The sequence below is a fragment of the Streptomyces fradiae ATCC 10745 = DSM 40063 genome (genome assembly GCF_008704425.1).
In the GTDB taxonomy this organism is placed as follows: Bacteria; Actinomycetota; Actinomycetes; order Streptomycetales; family Streptomycetaceae; genus Streptomyces; species Streptomyces fradiae.
Window position 1 is genome coordinate 5,115,066 of the sequence record NZ_CP023696.1, and the last position, 21,980, is coordinate 5,137,045.

General features: G+C 68.2%; 10 protein-coding genes, 1 tRNA gene and 3 rRNA genes. 11 read left to right on the top strand and 3 right to left on the bottom strand.

Annotated features, from left to right (window positions below):
- Positions 1–23 precede the first annotated feature (23 nt).
- Positions 24–776, top strand: coding sequence for a 4-hydroxy-tetrahydrodipicolinate reductase (dapB, locus tag CP974_RS22870; protein WP_031129723.1), 753 nt, complete (start codon positions 24–26; stop codon positions 774–776).
- 3 nt (positions 777–779) lie between these two features.
- Entirely contained in the window at positions 780–1,232 is a 453-nt protein-coding gene (locus CP974_RS22875) for a tetratricopeptide repeat protein (RefSeq protein WP_031129722.1), read from the top strand.
- A 268-nt stretch (positions 1,233–1,500) separates the two neighbouring features.
- Here CP974_RS22875 and CP974_RS22880 read toward each other — a convergent pair whose 3' ends face one another.
- Positions 1,501–2,094, bottom strand: coding sequence for an SCO5741 family PH domain-containing membrane protein (locus tag CP974_RS22880; RefSeq protein ID WP_031129721.1), 594 nt, complete (start codon positions 2,092–2,094; stop codon positions 1,501–1,503).
- Positions 2,095–2,189: 95 nt separating this feature from the next.
- A complete protein-coding gene (locus tag CP974_RS22885) occupies positions 2,190–2,429 on the bottom strand; it encodes a hypothetical protein (protein WP_031129720.1) in 240 nt (79 codons plus the stop codon).
- Between the two features lie 296 nt (positions 2,430–2,725).
- On the opposite strand from CP974_RS22885, the gene thyX reads away from it, so the two are divergent.
- The 7 genes from thyX (at position 2,726) to CP974_RS22920 (ending at position 12,307) form a co-directional block, all read left to right on the top strand.
- On the top strand, positions 2,726–3,442 hold the full coding sequence (thyX, locus tag CP974_RS22890) for an FAD-dependent thymidylate synthase (protein WP_031129719.1): 717 nt from the start codon (positions 2,726–2,728) through the stop codon (positions 3,440–3,442).
- A gap of 205 nt (positions 3,443–3,647) precedes the next feature.
- Positions 3,648–4,547, top strand: a complete 900-nt coding sequence (gene dapA / locus CP974_RS22895; protein WP_031129718.1) for a 4-hydroxy-tetrahydrodipicolinate synthase — start codon at positions 3,648–3,650, stop codon at positions 4,545–4,547.
- A 124-nt stretch (positions 4,548–4,671) separates the two neighbouring features.
- Positions 4,672–6,357, top strand: coding sequence for a ribonuclease J (locus CP974_RS22900; RefSeq protein ID WP_031129717.1), 1,686 nt, complete (start codon positions 4,672–4,674; stop codon positions 6,355–6,357).
- Between the two features lie 492 nt (positions 6,358–6,849).
- Positions 6,850–8,377, top strand: a 16S ribosomal RNA gene (locus CP974_RS22905).
- 316 nt (positions 8,378–8,693) lie between these two features.
- Positions 8,694–11,812: ribosomal RNA gene (locus CP974_RS22910) — 23S ribosomal RNA — on the top strand.
- Between the two features lie 78 nt (positions 11,813–11,890).
- A 5S ribosomal RNA gene (rrf, locus tag CP974_RS22915) occupies positions 11,891–12,007 on the top strand.
- The 16S, 23S and 5S rRNA genes sit together here with 1 tRNA gene alongside, the layout of an rRNA operon.
- 227 nt (positions 12,008–12,234) lie before the next feature.
- Positions 12,235–12,307: transfer RNA gene (locus CP974_RS22920), tRNA-Thr, on the top strand.
- A 56-nt stretch (positions 12,308–12,363) separates the two neighbouring features.
- Here CP974_RS22920 and CP974_RS22925 read toward each other — a convergent pair.
- Complete coding sequence (locus CP974_RS22925) at positions 12,364–15,015, bottom strand: SpoIIE family protein phosphatase (protein ID WP_037936109.1); 2,652 nt, start codon at positions 15,013–15,015, stop codon at positions 12,364–12,366.
- Between the two features lie 320 nt (positions 15,016–15,335).
- Here CP974_RS22925 and CP974_RS22930 point away from each other — a divergent pair, with 320 nt between their 5' ends.
- Together CP974_RS22930 and CP974_RS22935 are read left to right on the top strand one after the other, a co-directional pair.
- Complete coding sequence (locus CP974_RS22930; RefSeq protein ID WP_191092846.1) at positions 15,336–20,939, top strand: hybrid sensor histidine kinase/response regulator; 5,604 nt, start codon at positions 15,336–15,338, stop codon at positions 20,937–20,939.
- A gap of 245 nt (positions 20,940–21,184) precedes the next feature.
- Positions 21,185–21,868 (top strand): response regulator, encoded by a 684-nt coding sequence (locus CP974_RS22935; RefSeq protein ID WP_031127910.1) that lies wholly within the window; start codon positions 21,185–21,187, stop codon positions 21,866–21,868.
- Positions 21,869–21,980 lie beyond the last annotated feature (112 nt).

Genomic DNA, 21,980 nt, shown 5'->3' on the forward strand with positions numbered 1-21,980 from the left:
CCGCAACCCGTAAGGAAGCAAGCATGAGCAAGCTGCGCGTCGCCGTCCTCGGCGCCAAGGGCCGCATCGGCTCCGAGGCGGTACGAGCCGTGGAGGCCGCCGACGACATGGAGCTCGTCGCGGCCCTGGGCCGGGGCGACGACCTCGGCGCGCTCACCGAGAGCGGCGCCCAGGTCGCCGTCGAGCTGACCACGCCCGACTCGGTGATGGACAACCTCGACTTCTGCGTGCGCCACGGCATCCACGCCGTCGTCGGCACCACCGGCTGGACCGACGAGCGGCTCGCGACCCTGCGCGGCCTGCTCGACACGTCCCCGGGAACGGGCGTGCTCATCGCCCCCAACTTCTCCCTCGGCGCCGTCCTCACCATGAGGTTCGCGCAGCTCGCCGCCCCCTACTTCGAGTCCGTCGAGGTCGTGGAGCTGCACCACCCCAAGAAGGTGGACGCCCCCTCCGGCACGGCCACCCGCACCGCCCAGCTCATCGCCGCCGCCCGCGCCGAGGCGGGCTGCGCCCCCCAGCCCGACGCCACGGCCACCGCGCTCCCGGGGGCGCGCGGCGCCGACGTGGACGGCGTCCCCGTCCACGCCGTACGGCTCCGCGGGCTCCTCGCCCACCAGGAGGTGCTGCTCGGCGGCGAGGGCGAGACGCTCACGCTCCGCCACGACTCCCTGCACCACAGCAGCTTCATGCCGGGCATCCTGCTGGGCTGCCGCCGCGTCGTCTCCGCTCCGGGCCTCACCTTCGGCCTGGAGCACTTCCTCGACGTGGGCTGAGCCATGGGCGCGAGAATCATGTACTTCGTGATGGCGGCCTTCCTGGCCGTCTGGTTCGTCCTGGTCGGAGGCCGGGGAGTGGCCCTCATCCGGCAGGGGACGGCCGTCACGGTGGTGCTCGGCGCCGCGGCGCTGGTCCTGCCGGCGATCGGGGTGTGGTTCCTCTGGATGAACACCCGGTTCGTCACGCGGGCCAACCGCCTGGCCGGCGAGCTGGAGGCGGAGGGCGGGCTCCCCGTCGACGAGCTGCGCCGCACACCGGACGGGCGGATCGACCGCGACTCGGCCGACGAGGTGTTCGCCCGGCGGCGCGCCGAGACGGAGGCGGCGCCGGACGACTGGCGCTGCTGGTTCCGGCTGGCCGTCGCCTACCGGGACGCCCGTGACACACCGAGGGCCCGCAAGGCGATGCAGCGCGCCATCGCCCTGCACGACAAGCGGCCGGCCGCGCCCTGACGGGCCGGGCCCCGCCGTGCGGCGGCCGTGCGCCCCACCCGAGGCCACCCGCGTACGGGAACGCACTCGCCCGCACCCGCTCGCCCGCGCGTGCCCGTACGCGCACGCACCCGCCCGTACGGACCCGCCCGTCCGCGTACGCGCACGCAGGCGACCCCGCACACACCCGTGCCCCGCGCCCCGGACCAGGTCCGGTCGGACCGAGTCCGGGGCGCGGGGCACGCCGGTGAGCAGACCGGGCCGGTCCCGGCCGCGCGGGAGCCGCCGGTCAGGAGACGGACTGCGTCCGGCCCGCCGGCACGGACGGCGCGGCCACCGGCCCGTACTCCGCGCTCCACGCCTCGACCGTGTCGGCCGCCCGGTCGAAGGCCTCCACCCGCGCCAGGAAGTCGGCGTTGTGGTCGGTGAAGAGCGTCACGGGCTCCCCGCCCCCCTGCCGGACCAGCACGAGCGCCTGCCCCTGCACGGTCCGCGGCAGCCCCAGCCAGCGCACCGGCTGCTGCACGGTGCGCAGCGAGGCCGTACGGGCCCACGGCACGGTGGCGGTACGGAAGAAGCGCACGTGGCGCACGCCGTGCCGGCTCACCCAGGTGCCCACCCGCAGCAGGCGCAGCGCCAGCAGGATGACCACCGCGGCCGCGCCCAGGCACGCACCGGCGGCGGGCAGGGCTCCGGCCAAGGCGACGATCATCGTCGCCAGCAGCATGAAGGAGGCGACCAGCAGCGCCAGCGCCGCCGCGATCACCCGCCAGGGGCCGGGCCGGTAGGGACGGCGCCACTGGTCGTGGTCGTCGAACGGGAGCGCGATGTCGTCGCTCGTGGCTTCGAAAGCGCGGTCGGCCGTCAGGAAGGGCAGGGGCACGACAGTTCCTTAACTCTTTGCACGCTCGTTCGGGCTGTGCCCGGTGAGGCTACCCAGCGACCCCGCACCCGGCCACAGCAGGGGGCGCGTACGGGTCAGCGGCCCTCGGAAGCCTCGGACTGCTGCGTCTGCCCGGCCTGGGGCCCGGCCTGCAGCGCCGGCATCCCGAACAGCAGCGACCCCACGAGCCCGGCCACCACAGTCAGTCCGATCAGCGTACGGCCGGCGATCTCCGGGAGGCTGGGACGCTGCCGGGCCGGAGGGGTGACATTGCTGCGGAAGCGGTCGGTCTCCGCGACGAACGCGAACGGGACGGCCTCTCGCCGGGACTGCATGGTGGGCTCTCCTTCGTGACGGACGGTGGCCGGGGCCACCGCCGGTGGACGGTGACGGCGGCGCCCGGGCGACCAGGGCCGCGATCGGGCACCGCGAAGCGCTGTGAAATGCCGCTCCTACCCGGTACAGACGGCCGTACGAGCGATTTGGTGCCCGAATCGGGGCGCCGTTCCGGGGCCGTAGAGTGGGCGCCGCCCGTGCGACGCGATTTCGGAAGGACCCGCCGGTGAGCGACACCCCCGCCGCAGCCCCCCAGGAACCCCAGGCCGCCCAGGCCGACGAGGCGACCGAGGCGGTGCGCCCCGGTTTCCGCAGCGACGTCACCGTCGAGCTGGTCAAGCACAGCGCCGCCGACTCCGACGTGCTGTGGGCCGCCCGGGTCTCCACGGCGGGCGAGCAGTCCCTGGAGGAGCTGTCGAAGGACCCCGAGCGGTCCAGGGGATTGATCAACTACCTGATGCGGGACCGCCACGGCAGCCCCTTCGAGCACAACTCGATGACGTTCTTCATCAGCGCCCCGATCTTCGTCTTCCGCGAGTTCATGCGGCACCGCGTCGGCTGGTCGTACAACGAGGAGTCGGGCCGCTACCGGGAGCTCCAGCCGGTCTTCTACGTGCCGGACGCCTCCCGCAAGCTGGTCCAGGAGGGCCGCCCCGGCAAGTACGTCTTCGTCGAGGGCACGCAGGAGCAGTACGGGCTCGCCACCCGCGCGATGCGGGACTCCTACGTCCAGGCGTACGCGGCGTACCAGGAGATGCTCGCCGCGGGCGTCGCCCGCGAGGTCGCCCGTTCGGTCCTCCCCGTCGGGCTCTACTCCTCCATGTACGCCACCTGCAACGCCCGCTCGCTCATGCACTTCCTGGGGCTGCGCACCCAGCACGAGCTGGCGAAGGTGCCCTCGTTCCCGCAGCGGGAGATCGAGATGGTGGGCGAGCTGATGGAGGCGGAGTGGGCCCGCCTCATGCCGCTGACGTACGAGGCGTTCAACAAGAACGGCCGCGTGGCGCCGTAGCGCGCGGGCCCGGAGCGGCCCAGAGCTGTACGGATGGACGGAGACGCCGCACGAGGTGTCCGTATTGCCACGTTCTGCGAAGTTCATCTAGGCTGATCAAACGGACCCGGCACTGCTTGAACCCCCGAGCAGGCAGTGCCGGGCTCCACTGCGTCACATCCCCCGAAGGCCCCCCGCGCGCTGAGCAGCGAGTAGCGTGTTACCCATGGCTCCGATCTCCACTCCGCAGACCCCCTTCGGGCGGGTCCTCACCGCCATGGTCACGCCCTTCACGGCGGACGGCGCACTCGACGTCGACGGCGCTCAGCGGCTCGCCACCCATCTCGTGGACGCGGGCAACGACGGCCTGATCGTCAACGGCACCACCGGCGAGTCCCCGACCACCAGCGACGCGGAGAAAGACCAGCTCGTACGAGCGGTCCTGGAGGCGGTGGGCGACCGCGCCCACGTCGTCGCCGGCATCGGCACCAACGACACCCGCCACACCCTGGAGCTGGCCCGGGCCGCCGAACGCGCCGGCGCGCACGGCCTGCTCGCCGTCACGCCGTACTACAACAAGCCCCCGCAGGAGGGCCTGTACCGGCACTTCACGGCCATCGCCGACGCGACCGCGCTGCCCGTGATGCTGTACGACATCCCCGGCCGCAGCGGCGTCCCCATCGACACCGAGACGATCGTCCGCCTCGCCGAGCACCCGCGCATCGTCGCCAACAAGGACGCCAAGGGCGACCTCGGCCGTGCCAGCTGGGCCATCGCCCGCTCCGGCCTCGCCTGGTACTCGGGCGACGACATGCTCAACCTGCCGCTGCTCTCCGTCGGCGCCTGCGGCTTCGTCTCGGTCGTCGGCCACGTGGTCACCCCCGAGCTGCGCGCCCTCCTGGAGGCCCACCTCAGCGGCGACGTCCAGAAGGCGACCGAGATCCACCAGAAGCTGCTCCCGGTCTACACCGGCGTGTTCCGCACCCAGGGCGTGATCACCACCAAGGCCGCCCTCGCCCTCCAGGGCCTGCCGGCCGGCCCGCTGCGGCTGCCCCTCGTGGAGCTGTCCCCGGCCGAGACGGCGCAGCTCACGGCAGACCTGGCCGCCGGCGGGGTAGAGCTCTGACAACGACTTCACAACTGAATACGCACCATCCACGCCATCCGCACCTGCACGGAAGTGCACTGCAGACCAGTCACGCGCGCCATGTGTCCCGACGGCACGTGGCGTGTGTGGTGAGGAGAGTCTTTTGAGCCATCCGCACCCTGAACTCGGCGCTCCGCCGAAGCTGCCCGAGGGCGGCCTGCGCGTCACCCCGCTCGGCGGCCTCGGTGAGATCGGCCGCAACATGACCGTCTTCGAGTACGGCGGCCGCCTGCTGATCGTCGACTGCGGCGTGCTCTTCCCCGAGGAGGAGCAGCCCGGCATCGACCTGATCCTGCCGGACTTCACGACCCTGAAGGACCGCCTCGACGACATCGAGGCCATCGTCCTCACCCACGGCCACGAGGACCACATCGGCGGCGTCCCGTACCTGCTCCGCCTCAAGCCGGACATCCCGCTGATCGGCTCCAAGCTGACCCTCGCGCTGATCGAGGCGAAGCTCCAGGAGCACCGCATCCGCCCCTACACCCTCGAGGTGGCGGAGGGGCAGCGCGAGGTGCTGGGCGCGTTCGACTGCGAGTTCATCGCGGTGAACCACTCCATCCCGGACGCCCTCGCCGTCGCCATCCGCACCCCCGCGGGCCTGGTGGTGCACACGGGCGACTTCAAGATGGACCAGCTCCCGCTGGACAACCGGCTCACGGACCTGCACGCGTTCGCCCGCCTGAGCGAGGAGGGCATCGACCTCCTGCTGAGCGACTCCACCAACGCCGAGGTCCCCGGCTTCACCGCGCACGAGCGCGACATCTCCAACGTGATGCGCCAGGTCTTCGCCGGCGCCCAGCGGCGCATCATCGTGGCGAGCTTCGCCAGCCACGTGCACCGCATCCAGCAGGTTCTCGACGCGGCGTACGAGTACGGCCGCCGCGTCGCCTTCGTGGGCCGCTCGATGGTCCGCAACATGGGCATCGCCCGCGACCTCGGCTACCTGCGCGTGCCGCCGGGCCTCGTCGTGGACGTGAAGACCCTGGACGACCTGCCGGACCACGAGGTCGTGCTCGTCTGCACGGGCTCCCAGGGCGAGCCGATGGCGGCCCTGTCCCGCATGGCCAACCGCGACCACCAGATCCGCATCGTCCAGGGCGACACGGTGATCCTGGCGTCCTCCCTGATCCCGGGCAACGAGAACGCGGTCTACCGCGTGATCAACGGCCTGACCCGCTGGGGCGCGAACGTCGTCCACAAGGGCAACGCCAAGGTCCACGTCTCGGGCCACGCCTCGGCCGGCGAGCTGCTGTACTTCTACAACATCTGCAAGCCGAGGAACCTGATGCCGGTGCACGGCGAGTGGCGCCACCTGCGGGCCAACGCCGAGCTGGGCGCCATGACGGGAGTCCCGAAGGACCGCATCGTCATCGCCGAGGACGGCGTGGTCGTCGACCTGGTCGACGGCAAGGCCAAGATCACCGGCAAGGTCCAGGCCGGGTACGTGTACGTCGACGGCCTATCCGTCGGCGACGTCACGGAGGGCGCCCTCAAGGACCGCCGCATCCTCGGCGAGGAGGGCATCGTCTCGGTCTTCGTCGTGGTCGACTCGACCAGCGGCAAGATCGTCGGTGGTCCGCACATCCAGGCACGCGGCTCCGGCATCGAGGACAAGGCGTTCGACGCCGTGCTCCCGAAGGTCGAGGAGGCGCTGAACAAGTCCGCCCAGGACGGCGTCGTGGAGCCCCACCAGCTCCAGCAGCTCATCCGCCGCACCATCGGCAAGTGGGTGTCGGACACCTACCGCCGCCGCCCGATGATCCTGCCCGTCGTGGTGGAGGTCTGACGCCTCACCAGGCACGACCGGAGCGGGGCGCCCTCGATTTGCATCGGGGCGCCCCGCTCCAGTACGTTTACGGCTCCGCCCGAGGGGAACCCGGCTCGTTCACGCGCCGTAGGGGAACCGGGAGGGCGGGAAATCCGGCTCAGAACTTCTGATAAAGTCGGAAAGCGCCGAAAGGCAAAGGCCCTCCAACGGCCACCGGAAACGAAATCCGACCGGAAACGGAACGGAAAAAGGATCTGGTAAGGTTGGAAACACCGAAGGGAAGCGCCCGGAGGAAAGCCCGCAGGGAAGCCTGAGGGTGAGTACAAAGGAAGCGTCCGTTCCTTGAGAACTCAACAGCGTGCCAAAAGTCAACGCCAGATATGTTGATAACCCCGTCTCTCAGAGACGAGGTTCCTTTGAAACACACAGCGAGGACGCTGAGAACCAGAAGGATCATTCCTCCTTCCGGTTCCGCTCAACGCGAGTGTTCACCCGGATTACCGGGAAGCATTCACGGAGAGTTTGATCCTGGCTCAGGACGAACGCTGGCGGCGTGCTTAACACATGCAAGTCGAACGATGAACCCACTTCGGTGGGGGATTAGTGGCGAACGGGTGAGTAACACGTGGGCAATCTGCCCTGCACTCTGGGACAAGCCCTGGAAACGGGGTCTAATACCGGATACGACCACTTCAGGCATCTGATGGTGGTGGAAAGCTCCGGCGGTGCAGGATGAGCCCGCGGCCTATCAGCTAGTTGGTGAGGTAACGGCTCACCAAGGCGACGACGGGTAGCCGGCCTGAGAGGGCGACCGGCCACACTGGGACTGAGACACGGCCCAGACTCCTACGGGAGGCAGCAGTGGGGAATATTGCACAATGGGCGAAAGCCTGATGCAGCGACGCCGCGTGAGGGATGACGGCCTTCGGGTTGTAAACCTCTTTCAGCAGGGAAGAAGCGAAAGTGACGGTACCTGCAGAAGAAGCGCCGGCTAACTACGTGCCAGCAGCCGCGGTAATACGTAGGGCGCAAGCGTTGTCCGGAATTATTGGGCGTAAAGAGCTCGTAGGCGGCCTGTCACGTCGGATGTGAAAGCCCGGGGCTTAACCCCGGGTCTGCATTCGATACGGGCAGGCTAGAGTTCGGTAGGGGAGATCGGAATTCCTGGTGTAGCGGTGAAATGCGCAGATATCAGGAGGAACACCGGTGGCGAAGGCGGATCTCTGGGCCGATACTGACGCTGAGGAGCGAAAGCGTGGGGAGCGAACAGGATTAGATACCCTGGTAGTCCACGCCGTAAACGTTGGGAACTAGGTGTGGGCGACATTCCACGTCGTCCGTGCCGCAGCTAACGCATTAAGTTCCCCGCCTGGGGAGTACGGCCGCAAGGCTAAAACTCAAAGGAATTGACGGGGGCCCGCACAAGCGGCGGAGCATGTGGCTTAATTCGACGCAACGCGAAGAACCTTACCAAGGCTTGACATACACCGGAAACACCCAGAGATGGGTGCCCCCTTGTGGTCGGTGTACAGGTGGTGCATGGCTGTCGTCAGCTCGTGTCGTGAGATGTTGGGTTAAGTCCCGCAACGAGCGCAACCCTTGTCCCGTGTTGCCAGCAGGCCCTTGTGGTGCTGGGGACTCACGGGAGACCGCCGGGGTCAACTCGGAGGAAGGTGGGGACGACGTCAAGTCATCATGCCCCTTATGTCTTGGGCTGCACACGTGCTACAATGGCCGGTACAAAGAGCTGCGATACCGCAAGGTGGAGCGAATCTCAAAAAGCCGGTCTCAGTTCGGATTGGGGTCTGCAACTCGACCCCATGAAGTCGGAGTCGCTAGTAATCGCAGATCAGCATTGCTGCGGTGAATACGTTCCCGGGCCTTGTACACACCGCCCGTCACGTCACGAAAGTCGGTAACACCCGAAGCCGGTGGCCCAACCCCTTGTGGGAGGGAGCTGTCGAAGGTGGGACTGGCGATTGGGACGAAGTCGTAACAAGGTAGCCGTACCGGAAGGTGCGGCTGGATCACCTCCTTTCTAAGGAGCACTTCTAGGCCACCACGGTGGTCCAGAGACCAGTACATCAGCGAACGTCTGATGCTGGTTGCTCATGGGTGGAACGTTGACTACTCGATCTGGTTCACGGGTCGAAGGCCGCAAGTACTACCCGCAAGGGTGTGGAACGCGTGATCTTCGGACGGGACCAGGTCGGGCACGCTGTTGGGTGTCTGAAGGTACGGGCCGTATGGTCTTGTTCCTTCACACGCCGGCCCCAGTGAACTCCGGATCTTGTCCGGGGATGATGGGTGGCTGGTCGTTGCTTGAGAACTGCACAGTGGACGCGAGCATCTGTGGCCAAGTTTATAAGGGCGCACGGTGGATGCCTTGGCACCAGGAACCGATGAAGGACGTGGGAGGCCGCGATAGGCCCCGGGGAGCTGTCAACCGAGCTTTGATCCGGGGGTGTCCGAATGGGGAAACCCGGCAGTCGTCATGGGCTGTCACCCTTACCTGAACACATAGGGTAAGTGGAGGGAACGAGGGGAAGTGAAACATCTCAGTACCCTCAGGAAGAGAAAACAACCGTGATTCCGGGAGTAGTGGCGAGCGAAACCGGATGAGGCCAAACCGTATGCGTGTGATACCCGGCAGGGGTTGCGCATGCGGGGTTGTGGGATCTCTCTTTCACGGTCTGCCGGCCGTGAGACGAGTCAGAAACCGTTGATGTAGGCGAAGGACATGCGAAAGGTCCGGCGTAGAGGGTAAGACCCCCGTAGCTGAAACATTGACGGCTCGTTTGAGAGACACCCAAGTAGCACGGGGCCCGAGAAATCCCGTGTGAATCTGGCGGGACCACCCGCTAAGCCTAAATATTCCCTGGTGACCGATAGCGGATAGTACCGTGAGGGAATGGTGAAAAGTACCGCGGGAGCGGAGTGAAATAGTACCTGAAACCGTGTGCCTACAAGCCGTGGGAGCGTCGGACATGCTTTGCATGTCTCGTGACTGCGTGCCTTTTGAAGAATGAGCCTGCGAGTTTGCGGTGCGTTGCGAGGTTAACCCGTGTGGGGAAGCCGTAGCGAAAGCGAGTCCGAATAGGGCGATCGAGTAGCGCGCTCAAGACCCGAAGCGGAGTGATCTAGCCATGGGCAGGTTGAAGCGGAGGTAAGACTTCGTGGAGGACCGAACCCACCAGGGTTGAAAACCTGGGGGATGACCTGTGGTTAGGGGTGAAAGGCCAATCAAACTCCGTGATAGCTGGTTCTCCCCGAAATGCATTTAGGTGCAGCGTCGTGTGTTTCTTGCCGGAGGTAGAGCACTGGATAGGCGATGGGCCCTACCGGGTTACTGACCTTAGCCAAACTCCGAATGCCGGTAAGTGAGAGCGCGGCAGTGAGACTGTGGGGGATAAGCTCCATGGTCGAGAGGGAAACAGCCCAGAGCATCGACTAAGGCCCCTAAGCGTACGCTAAGTGGGAAAGGATGTGGAGTCGCAGAGACAACCAGGAGGTTGGCTTAGAAGCAGCCACCCTTGAAAGAGTGCGTAATAGCTCACTGGTCAAGTGATTCCGCGCCGACAATGTAGCGGGGCTCAAGCGTACCGCCGAAGTCGTGTCATTCACACAATAGGCCCAACGGCTGTGTGGATGGGTAGGGGAGCGTCGTGTGCCGGGTGAAGCAGCCGCGGAAGCGAGTTGTGGACGGTTCACGAGTGAGAATGCAGGCATGAGTAGCGATACACACGTGAGAAACGTGTGCGCCGATTGACTAAGGGTTCCTGGGTCAAGCTGATCTGCCCAGGGTAAGTCGGGACCTAAGGCGAGGCCGACAGGCGTAGTCGATGGACAACCGGTTGATATTCCGGTACCCGCTTTGAAGCGCCAGCGCTGAACCCAGCGATGCTAAGCCCGTGAAACCGCCGTGTGCGTCTTCGGACAAGCACGGAGTGGTGGAGCCGGTGGCCCAGACTGGTAGTAGGTGAGCGATGGGGTGACGCAGGAAGGTAGTCCAGCCCGGGCGGTGGTTGTCCCGGGGTAAGGGTGTAGGCCGTGTGGTAGGCAAATCCGTCACACGTTAAGGCTGAGACCTGATGCCGAGCCGATTGTGGTGAAGTGGATGATCCTATGCTGTCGAGAAAAGCCTCTAGCGAGTTTCATGGCGGCCCGTACCCTAAACCGACTCAGGTGGTCAGGTAGAGAATACCGAGGCGTTCGGGTGAACTATGGTTAAGGAACTCGGCAAAATGCCCCCGTAACTTCGGGAGAAGGGGGGCCACTTCTGGTGATCACTCTTGCAGTGTGAGCTGGGGGTGGCCGCAGAGACCAGCGAGAAGCGACTGTTTACTAAAAACACAGGTCCGTGCGAAGCCGTAAGGCGATGTATACGGACTGACGCCTGCCCGGTGCTGGAACGTTAAGGGGACCGGTTAGCTTGGATTCGTCCGGGCGAAGCTGAGAACTTAAGCGCCAGTAAACGGCGGTGGTAACTATAACCATCCTAAGGTAGCGAAATTCCTTGTCGGGTAAGTTCCGACCTGCACGAATGGCGTAACGACTTCTCGACTGTCTCAACCATAGGCCCGGTGAAATTGCACTACGAGTAAAGATGCTCGTTTCGCGCAGCAGGACGGAAAGACCCCGGGACCTTTACTACAGTTTGATATTGGTGTTCGGTTCGGCTTGTGTAGGATAGGTGGGAGACTGTGAAACTGTGACGCCAGTCATGGTGGAGTCGTCGTTGAAATACCACTCTGGTCGTGCTGGATGTCTAACCTGGGTCCGTGATCCGGATCAGGGACAGTGTCTGATGGGTAGTTTAACTGGGGCGGTTGCCTCCTAAAGGGTAACGGAGGCGCCCAAAGGTTCCCTCAGCCTGGTTGGCAATCAGGTGTTGAGTGTAAGTGCACAAGGGAGCTTGACTGTGAGACCGACGGGTCGAGCAGGGACGAAAGTCGGGACTAGTGATCCGGCGGTGGCTTGTGGAAGCGCCGTCGCTCAACGGATAAAAGGTACCCCGGGGATAACAGGCTGATCTTCCCCAAGAGTCCATATCGACGGGATGGTTTGGCACCTCGATGTCGGCTCGTCGCATCCTGGGGCTGGAGTCGGTCCCAAGGGTTGGGCTGTTCGCCCATTAAAGCGGTACGCGAGCTGGGTTTAGAACGTCGTGAGACAGTTCGGTCCCTATCCGCTGCGCGCGCAGGAACATTGAGAAGGGCTGTCCCTAGTACGAGAGGACCGGGACGGACGAACCTCTGGTGTGCCAGTTGTTCTGCCAAGGGCATGGCTGGTTGGCTACGTTCGGGAGGGATAACCGCTGAAAGCATCTAAGCGGGAAGCCTGCTTCGAGATGAGTGTTCCCACCTCCTTGAGAGGGTAAGGCTCCCAGTAGACGACTGGGTTGATAGGCCGGATATGGAAGCCCAGTGATGGGTGGAGTTGACCGGTACTAATAGGCCGAGGGCTTGTCCTCAGTTGCTCGCGTCCACTGTGTTAGTTCTGAAGTAACGAACACGACCATGTTGCCGGTTGGTTGTTATCTTCATAGTGTTTCGGTGGTCATAGCGTTAGGGAAACGCCCGGTTACATTCCGAACCCGGAAGCTAAGCCTTTCAGCGCCGATGGTACTGCAGGGGGGACCCTGTGGGAGAGTAGGACGCCGCCGAACTATTGTTGACGGGGAGCCCCGTGCCTGATGGCACGGGGCTTTCCGCATTTCCGGACCGGGAATCGGGCGGGGTCGGCCACGGCCGGCACGGGAGCAGGTGGGCGACTCCTGCCCACTCCAGGCGCATCCGCGTACCGGCGAGCCGGCGCACACGGCGATTAGGTGTTCGGGATCGGCCTGGGATATAGTTCTGACGTCGCCGCGAGGGAAACCTCCCAAGGCGACAGGCCCCTATAGCTCAGTCGGTAGAGCGTCTCCATGGTAAGGAGAAGGTCAACGGTTCGATTCCGTTTGGGGGCTCCGAAAAGGAAGGCCCCCCGCCTCACGGCGGGGGGCCTTCGGCGTATCCGGGGCACCTACTGGCGGTGCGGCTCCGGTACGCGGAGCGTCAGGATCGCCATGTCGTCCGACGCGGGCTCCGCGGCGAACCGCTCCACCGCCCGCAGCACCCGCGCGGCGACCGCGCCGGCCGTCAGGCCCGTACACGTGCGCAGCACCTCGGCCAGGCCGTCGTCTCCCAGCATGCGGGTGCCCTCACGCCGCTCCGTCACGCCGTCCGTGACGCAGAGCAGCACGTCGCCCGGCTCCAGCGTCACCGACTCCTCGTACAGCTCCAGGTCCTCCATCACGCCCAGCAGCGGCTGCGGCTCCGCCGCGGGCTCCACCGTGCCGTCCTGACGCAGCCGCAAAGGCAGCGGATGGCCCGCGCACACCACCTTCAGTGCCGCGCTGCCGTCCTCCTGAGGCCGCAGCTCCCCGTACAGCAGCGTCAGGAAGCGGCTGCGGGAGCCCTCGTCGAGGATCGCCGCGTTCAGCCGCTCCAGTACCGCCGGGCCGCCGAACCCCTCCCGCGCCAGCAGCCGCAGTGCGTGCCGGGCCAGACCCGTCACGGCCGCCGCCTCCGGACCCGTACCGCACACGTCGCCGATCGCGAAGCCGTACGCCCCGTCCTGGATCGGGAACACGTCGTAGAAGTCGCCGCCCACCTCGTTGCCCTCGCCGGCCGCCCGGTAGATCACGTCCACCTCGACGCCGGAGATCTGCGGCAGCCCCGGCGGCAGCAGGCTGCGCTGCAGCGACTGGCTGATCGCCGTACGCTCGCTGTACAGCCGCGCGTTGTCCAGGGCCAGCGCGGCGCGGCGGGACAGGTCCTCCGCCAGTTCGAGGATCTCCTGCCGGAAGTGGTCGTCCGACGGCTTGCCGAGGGTGAGCATGCCGATCACGCGATTGCGCGCGACCAGCGGCAGGACCACGGTCTCGCCGCCCACCGCGGCGGCCGTCGCCAGCGCCGTGCCGATGCCCGACGACAGCGGCGACGCCTCCTCCCCGAGCCGCCTGCGGGACGCCTCCAGCGCCGCGCGCTGCGCCGCCTCCGCGGGCGCGTGCCACACGCGCGCGCCGGGGGCCGGTACCGGATCGGGCGGGGTGACGCTCGACAGCAGCTCCTTCAAACCGTCGATGAGCTCCTCGTCCTCGTGCAGCACGTACGACAGGTACGGGTCCGAGGACTGGTCGGCGATCGTGTACACCGCGCACCACGTGGCCAGCGTCGGCACGGTCATCTGAGCCATCAGCGCCAGCGTCTGATCCCGGTCCAGCGTGCCCGCCAGCAGGTCCGACGCCTCGACCAGGAAGCTCAGGGAGCCGCGGCGCAGCCGTTCCAGCTCGCCCAGCCGCGCCGACTCGACGGCCAGCGCGATCCGGTCCGCGGCGAACTGCAGCCGCAGCGCCTCCTCGTTGGCGTAGCGGCCGGGGGCCTCCGCCGCCACCCCCAGGGAGCCCGTCAGCCGGCCCTCCACCTTCAGCGGGACCGTCACGACCGAGCGCATGCCCGTGCCGCTCAGCAGCGGCACCGCGCCCGGCACGGCCGCCAGGTCCTCGTGGACGGCCGGCATGCGGGCGGAGGCGTACCGGCTCGTGCCCGCCTCCACGGGGACGCGTGCGAAGCGCTGCCGCGCCGACGGCAGTCCCGTCGTGGCCCGCACCTCCAGCTCCGTCTCGTCGTCCGTCGCCAGCAGCAGGAACGCGGCGTCCCCGTCCAGCATGTCGCGGGCCCGCTCCACCGTGCGCTGCAGCAGACCGTCCAGGTCCTCCGGGGCGGGGGAGCCGATGAACACCTCGAACGGGTCCGCCGTGCGGCCCTCGCCCGACGCGTCGCCGCCCGTCGCGCGCGGCGGGCTCTGCAGGACGGCCCGCTCGTACTCGCGCACCAGCAGGCACACCGTGGACGGCTCGCCGTGCGTGTCGCGGATCCGCAGATGGGAGGCGTACACCGGGATCACGCGGCCGTCCGTGCCGCGGATGCCGTAGCTGCCCTCCCAGCGGGACAGCCGCAGGGCCTCCGCCAGGCCCGTCCCCGTGCCCGGCGTGTGCGGCCAGGCGGCGAGGTCCCCGAGCTGCTTGCCGACGACCTGGTCGGCGGCGTACCCGAAGAGGTGCTCCGCGTCGTCGTTCCAGGCGGTGACGGCACCCGAACGGTCGACCTGCGCCACCGCGACCCGGACGCGCTCGTCGGCCACGGGCAGCAGGTCGGCGGGGAGCGCGGGACCCGCGTGGCGGGTGCCCACCGGGCGCTCGGGCAGGTCGAGCTGGAACCAGACGCGCTTGCGGGCCGGCGAGTACTCGACGCCCCAGCGGGTGGCGAGGGCGGCGCACAGCAGCAGGCCCCGGCCGTTCTCCCGGTCCGGGGCCGCGGTGGGCTGGGCGGAGCCCTGGAGGGGCACCTCGCGCTCCGGGTAGCGGTCGGCGACCTCGACCCGTACGCCGTGGTCGGTGCGCAGGCACAGGACGTCCGCGGCGGTGCCGGCGTGGACCACCGCGTTGGTGACGAGTTCGCTGGTCAGGACGACGGCGTCGTCGACGATGTCGGAGTGGCCCCAGCCCTGCAGGGTGTCCCGGACGAAGGCGCGGGCGGTCGCGACCGCCCGCCCCACAGGTTCGAAGGTGGCAGCCGCCCGCGCGGTGATCACAGAACTCCTCGTACGCGTCTCGACGCCCGGCTTCGCCATGATCGGCTCCCGCCCCTCCCGGTCCCTCGCGGTCCCTCGCGGTCGTACGGTCGCACCGCCCCCGCCGGGCGGACCGGGGCGGTTGGACAGCCGCATGCCAGGTTACTTACCTTCGCAGTCCGGGCGGGCGGCGGTCACGGCTGTTTCCGTCCCCAGAGGACGGGGACGTTATGCGAAGCAGCCGAACCGTTATGGCGCGGACCGCCGACGGTGACAGACTGGGAAGGTTTCCGGGGGCGCCCGCCGAGAGCGGCGTGGCCGGAAGAGGCACCCGAGCAAGAGCCCGAGGAATGACGGTCGACCCCTGCGGGAGGGACACGGTGGAGTCTGGCGTGGCGGCGCGAGGCGGCAGCACGCGCGCGAAGGGCGGACGGTCCCGGAGCAGCGGAACCGTCGAGGTGGACGCCGCTGCACTGGAGCGGCTGCTGGGTGCCCTGACGGCGATGCGGGACGGCAACTTCCGCAGGCGGCTGACGGTCACCGGTGAGGGGCCGATGGCGGAGATCGCCGCCGTCTTCAACGAGGTCGCCGACCGCAAGCTGCACCTCACGGGCGAGCTGGCGCGGGTGCGCCGGGTCGTGGGGCGTGAGGGGAAGCTGTCGGAGCGGCTGGAGGTGGGCGCCAGCGAGGGCGCCTGGGCGACCGCGATCGAGGCCGCCAACGCGCTGGTGGACGACCTGACGAGGCCGGTCTCCGAGGTGGGGCGGGTCCTGTCGGCCGTCGCGGACGGCGACCTGGAGCAGCGGATGGAGCTGCGCTCCGAGGGGCCCGACGGGGCGGGGCGTCCGCTGCGCGGTGAGTTCCTGAAGGTGGCCCGTACGGTCAACAACCTCGTCGACCAGCTGTCGTCGTTCACCGACGAGGTGACCCGCGTCGCGCTCGAAGTCGGTACGGAGGGCAAGCTGGGCGGGCAGGCCCAGGTGCGCGGGGTGTCCGGTTCGTGGAAGGACCTCACGGACTCGGTCAACACGATGGCGTACCGGCTCACCGCCCAGGTGCGGGACATCGCGCTGGTCACCACGGCGGTCGCCAAGGGCGATCTGTCGCGGAAGGTCACGGTGCACGTGGCCGGGGAGATGCTGGAGCTGAAGAACACCGTCAACACGATGGTGGACCAGCTGTCGTCGTTCTCGTCCGAGGTGACGCGCGTCGCGCGCGAGGTGGGCACGGAGGGCAAGCTCGGCGGGCAGGCCGAGGTGCCGGGCGTGGCCGGGGTCTGGAAGGACCTCACCGACTCCGTCAACACGATGGCGGGCAACCTCACCTCGCAGGTGCGCGGCATCGCCGAGGTCACCACCGCCGTCGCCAACGGGGACCTGTCGCAGAAGGTCCGGGTCAGCGCGCGCGGCGAGGTCGCGCAGCTGGCGGACACCATCAACCAGATGACCGAGACGCTGCGCACCTTCGCCGACGAGGTGACGCGGGTCGCGCGGGAGGTGGGTGTCGAGGGGCTGCTGGGCGGTCAGGCGCAGGTGCCGGGCGCGGCCGGTACGTGGAAGGACCTGACGGACTCGGTCAACACGGCGTTCCGGAACCTGACGGGTCAGGTGCGGGACATCGCGCAGGTGACGACGGCGGTGGCCAACGGCGACCTGTCGCAGAAGGTCACGGTCGACGTGGCCGGCGAGATGCTCGAGTTGAAGAACACCGTGAACACGATGGTGGATCAGCTCTCCGCGTTCGGTTCCGAAGTGACCCGGGTGGCCCGCGAGGTGGGCGTCGAGGGCCGGCTCGGCGGTCAGGCGGAGGTGCGCGGGGCGGCGGGCACGTGGAAGGACCTGACGGACTCGGTCAACACGGCGTTCCGGAACCTGACGGGTCAGGTGCGGGACATCGCGCAGGTGACGACGGCGGTGGCCAACGGCGACCTGTCGCAGAAGGTCACGGTCGACGTGGCCGGCGAGATGCTGGAGCTGAAGAACACCGTCAACACGATGGTGGCGCAGCTGTCGTCCTTCGCCGACCAGGTGACGCGCATGGCGCGGGACGTGGGCACGGAGGGGCGGCTGGGCGGTCAGGCGCGCGTACCGGGGGTGTCGGGTACGTGGAAGGAGCTCACCGACTCCGTCAACTTCATGGCGGGGAACCTGACGTCCCAGGTGCGGCAGATCGCGCAGGTGACGACGGCGGTGGCGCGCGGTGACCTGTCGCAGAAGATCGACGTGGACGCGCGCGGCGAGATCCTGGAGCTGAAGAACACCATCAACACGATGGTCGACCAGCTGTCCGCGTTCGCCGAGCAGGTGACGCGGGTGGCCCGCGAGGTGGGCACCGACGGGCGGCTGGGCGGTCAGGCGCAGGTGCCCGGTGTGGCCGGGGTGTGGCGCGATCTGACGGACTCCGTGAACGGCATGGCCGGCAACCTCACCGCGCAGGTCCGCAACATCGCGCAGGTGGCCACGGCGGTGGCGCGCGGTGACCTGTCGCAGAAGATCGACGTGGACGCGCGCGGCGAGATCCTGGAGCTGAAGAACACCCTCAACACGATGGTGGACCAGCTGTCGAACTTCGCCGAGCAGGTGACGCGGGTCGCCCGCGAGGTGGGTACGGAGGGCCGCCTCGGCGGTCAGGCCGAGGTGCAGGGCGTCTCCGGCACCTGGAAGGACCTGACGCAGTCGGTCAACTTCATGGCGAGCAACCTGACCTCGCAGGTGCGGCAGATCGCCCAGGTGACGACGGCGGTCGCCAAGGGCGACCTGTCGAAGAAGATCACCGTCGACGCCCGGGGCGAGATCCTCGACCTGGTCACCACGGTCAACACGATGGTGGACCAGCTCTCGAACTTCGCGGACGAGGTCACCCGGGTGGCGCGCGAGGTGGGCACCGAGGGCATCCTCGGCGGCCAGGCGCGGGTGCGCGGCGTGACGGGCATCTGGAAGGACCTCAGCGACAACGTCAACGTGATGGCGAACAACCTCACCTCGCAGGTGCGGAACATCTCGCGGGTGTCGTCGGCGGTGGCCAACGGCGACCTGACGAAGAAGGTGACCGTCGAGGCGCGCGGTGAGGTCGCGGAGCTGGCCGACACGGTCAACACGATGGTGACGACCCTGTCGTCGTTCGCGGACGAGGTCACGCGGGTGGCGCGCGAGGTGGGTACCGAGGGCGAACTGGGCGGCCAGGCGCACGTGCCGGGGGTGTCGGGCACGTGGAAGGACCTCACCGAGTCGGTGAACTCGATGGCGTCGAACCTGACCGGTCAGGTGCGGCAGATCGCGGCCGTGACCACGGCCATCGCCAAGGGCGACCTGACCAAGAAGATCGACATCGACGCGCGCGGTGAGATCCAGGAGCTGAAGAACACCATCAACACGATGGTCGACCAGCTGTCGTCGTTCGCCGAGGAGGTCACCCGCGTCGCGCGGGAGGCGGGCACGGAGGGCATCCTCGGCGGTCAGGCGCGGGTGCGGGACGTCGACGGCACCTGGCGGGACCTCACCGAGTCGGTGAACGAGATGGCCGGGAACCTGACGCGGCAGGTGCGCGCCATCGCGGCCGTGGCCACGGCGGTGACCAGGGGCGATCTCAACCTGAAGATCGACGTGGACGCGTCGGGTGAGATCCAGGTACTCCAGGACAACATCAACACGATGATCGCCAACCTGCGCGACACGACCCTCGCCAACGAGGAGCAGGACTGGCTGAAGGGCAATCTGGCGCGCATCTCCGGTCTGATGCAGGGCCGCAGGGACCTGGACGACGTCGCCTCGCTGATCATGAGCGAGCTGACGCCGGTGGTGTCCGCGCAGCACGGCGCCTTCTTCCTGGCCCTGCCGGCGGGCGGCGGGTCGGCGGAGCCGGGCGGGGAGGACGACGGGGCGTACGAGCTGCGGATGAGGGCCAGCTACGGCTACTCGGCCGGGTCGATGCCGACGTCGTTCCGGCCGGGGGAGACGCTGATCGGGACGGCCGCCGAGGAGAAGCGGACGATCCAGGTGAACGTCCCGCCGGGGTACCTGAAGATCTCGTCGGGGCTGGGGGAGGCCGCGCCGGCGCATGTGATCGTCCTTCCGGTGCTGTTCGAGGGGAAGGTGCTCGGGGTGATCGAGCTGGCGTCGTTCCAGCCGTTCACGCAGATCCAGCGGGACTTCCTCAACCAGATCGCCGAGATGATCGCGACCAGCGTCAACACGATCAGCGTCAACTCCAAGACGGAGGTGCTGCTGAAGCAGTCGCAGGAGCTGACCGAGCAGCTGCGGGAGCGTTCGGCGGAGCTGGAGAACCGTCAGAAGGCCCTGCAGGACTCCAACGCGGAGCTGGAGGAGAAGGCCGAGCTGCTGGCGCGGCAGAACCGCGACATCGAGGTGAAGAACACCGAGATCGAGGAGGCCCGGCAGGTGCTGGAGGAGCGCGCGGAGCAGCTCGCCGTCTCCATGCGCTACAAGTCCGAGTTCCTGGCGAACATGTCGCACGAGCTGCGCACCCCGCTCAACTCGCTGCTGATCCTGGCGAAGCTGCTGGCGGACAACGCGGACGGCAACCTGTCGCCGAAGCAGGTCGAGTTCGCCGAGACGATCCACGGCGCGGGCTCCGACCTGCTCCAGCTGATCAACGACATCCTGGACCTGTCGAAGGTCGAGGCCGGCAAGATGGACGTCAGCCCGACACGGATCGCGCTGGTGCAGCTGGTGGACTACGTGGAGGCCACGTTCCGCCCGCTGACCGCGGAGAAGGGGCTGGACTTCTCCGTGCGGGTCTCCCCGGAGCTGCCGGCGACCCTCCACACGGACGAGCAGCGTCTCCTGCAGGTGCTGCGCAACCTCCTGTCGAACGCGGTGAAGTTCACCGACTCCGGCGCGGTGGAGCTGGTCATCCGCCCGGCGAAGGCGGACGTGCCGGCGTCGATCCGGGAGCAGCTGCTGGAGGCCGGTTCGCTGCGGGACCCGGACGCCGAGCTGATCGCGTTCTCGGTGACCGACACGGGCATCGGCATCGCGGCGAGCAAGATGCGGGTCATCTTCGAGGCGTTCAAGCAGGCGGACGGCACGACGAGCCGCAAGTACGGCGGTACGGGCCTGGGGCTGTCCATCAGCCGGGAGATCGCCCGGCTGCTGGGCGGCGAGATCCACGCGGCCAGCGAGCCGGGCCGCGGTTCGACCTTCACGCTGTACCTGCCGCTGCACGGCAACGAACTGCCGCCGCACGGGTACGGCTCCGCGGCCGGGGCGGCGCAGGACGCGCACGCGGCCGGGGCCGAGGGCGGTCCTGGTACGGGGTCCGGGGCGGAGGCGGCGGAGGGTGCGCCGGAGGAGCGGGGGACGGCGCTGCCGGCCGCGCCCGCCGCGCCGGTGGGGCACGTGGCGCCGGCGCCGTCCGCCCCGCAGCCGCCGGGTCGCGGGGCCCCGGCGGGCGGTACGGGGCCGGGGGAGAGCGGACGGAACGGTACGGGCGCGCTGTTCCGGCACCGCCGCAGGGCGTCCGCCGCGGCGGAGGGCCGCGCAGAGGGCGGCGGCCGGCGGGAGACCGGGGCGGGGCCGGACTCGGGCCGGGACGCGGGTGCGGAGGCGGCCGGGCAGGAGGCGGCCGAGCCGCGCCGGCCGATCCGCTTCAGCGGCGAGAAGGTGCTGATCGTCGACGACGACATCCGCAACGTCTTCGCGCTCACCAGCGTGCTGGAGCAGCACGGCCTGTCGGTGCTGTACGCGGAGAACGGACGCGAGGGCATCGAGGTCCTGGAGCAGCACGACGACGCCGCGGTGGTGCTGATGGACATCATGATGCCGGAGATGGACGGGTACGCGACGACGACCGCGATCCGCAGGATGCCGCAGTTCGCGGGCCTGCCGATCATCGCGCTGACCGCGAAGGCGATGAAGGGCGACCGGGAGAAGGCGATCGAATCCGGGGCGTCGGATTACGTCACCAAGCCGGTCGACCCCGATCATCTGCTCTCCGTGATGGATCAGTGGATGCACGGAAAGTGATCACGGCTTGAACAAGGTTCGATAACACGCCTCCGGGCCGCGGCCCGGAGGCGTGTGAAGGGGCCCATCTGCGGGAACCTTCTGGTCTCCCCCCACGTTTTCGCTGTGTGCACAGTGACATCTCGGTGACAGGGTGTGGTGACGGGCGGGGTGCGGCTACGATGACCGGCACAAGGGCGGACGGCACAAGGGGGTCGTCCCCTGGGGCGGCGCCCGGCCAACTGCCGGGGCGAGGAGGACGGGCCATGGTGCAGAAGGCCAAGATCCTCCTGGTCGATGACCGGCCGGAGAATCTGCTGGCGCTGGAGGCCATTCTCTCCGCGCTCGATCAGACGCTGGTGCGGGCATCGTCAGGGGAGGAAGCGCTCAAGGCGCTGCTGACGGACGATTTCGCGGTCATCCTGCTGGATGTCCAGATGCCGGGCATGGACGGTTTCGAAACGGCCGCGCACATCAAACGGCGGGAACGCACCCGCGACATTCCGATCATCTTCCTGACCGCGATCAACCACGGCCCGCACCACACGTTCCGCGGGTACGCCGCGGGCGCGGTCGACTACATCTCCAAGCCGTTCGACCCGTGGGTCCTGCGCGCGAAGGTCTCCGTGTTCGTCGACCTGTACATGAAGAACTGTCAGCTCCGCGAACAGGCCGCCCTCCTCCGCCTCCAGCTGGAGGGGAGCAACGGCGACGGCGGTCAGGGCGGTGTCGCCACGCACGAGTCGGCCGGCCTCCTCGCGGAGCTGTCCGCGCGGCTCGCCGCCGTCGAGGAGCAGGCCGAGGCGCTCTCCAAGCAGCTCGACGAGGAGTCGGCCGACACCGCGGCCGTCGCCACCGCCGCGCACCTGGAGCGGAAGCTGACGGGGCTGCGGCGGGCGCTGGACGCGCTCGAGCCCGGCACCGGCGGCGGGCCCGGCCTCCCGACCTGACCCCCGTCCATGGAGCCCGCACCCGCCGGGCCCCGCACCCGGTGCTCCCGGCTCAGCGGCTGACGCGCCCGCACCGGGCGCCTTCGGGCCGTACCCGACGCGCCCGCACCCG

Coding starts and splice junctions, on each gene's coding strand:
- dapB (WP_031129723.1), top strand. CDS start 24: ATGAGCAAGCTGCGCGTCGCCGTCCTCGGCGCCAAGGGCCGCATCGGC.
- CP974_RS22875 (WP_031129722.1), top strand. CDS start 780: ATGGGCGCGAGAATCATGTACTTCGTGATGGCGGCCTTCCTGGCCGTC.
- CP974_RS22885 (WP_031129720.1), bottom strand. CDS start 2,429: ATGCAGTCCCGGCGAGAGGCCGTCCCGTTCGCGTTCGTCGCGGAGACC.
- dapA (WP_031129718.1), top strand. CDS start 3,648: ATGGCTCCGATCTCCACTCCGCAGACCCCCTTCGGGCGGGTCCTCACC.
- CP974_RS22925 (WP_037936109.1), bottom strand. CDS start 15,015: ATGGCGAAGCCGGGCGTCGAGACGCGTACGAGGAGTTCTGTGATCACC.
- CP974_RS22935 (WP_031127910.1), top strand. CDS start 21,185: ATGGTGCAGAAGGCCAAGATCCTCCTGGTCGATGACCGGCCGGAGAAT.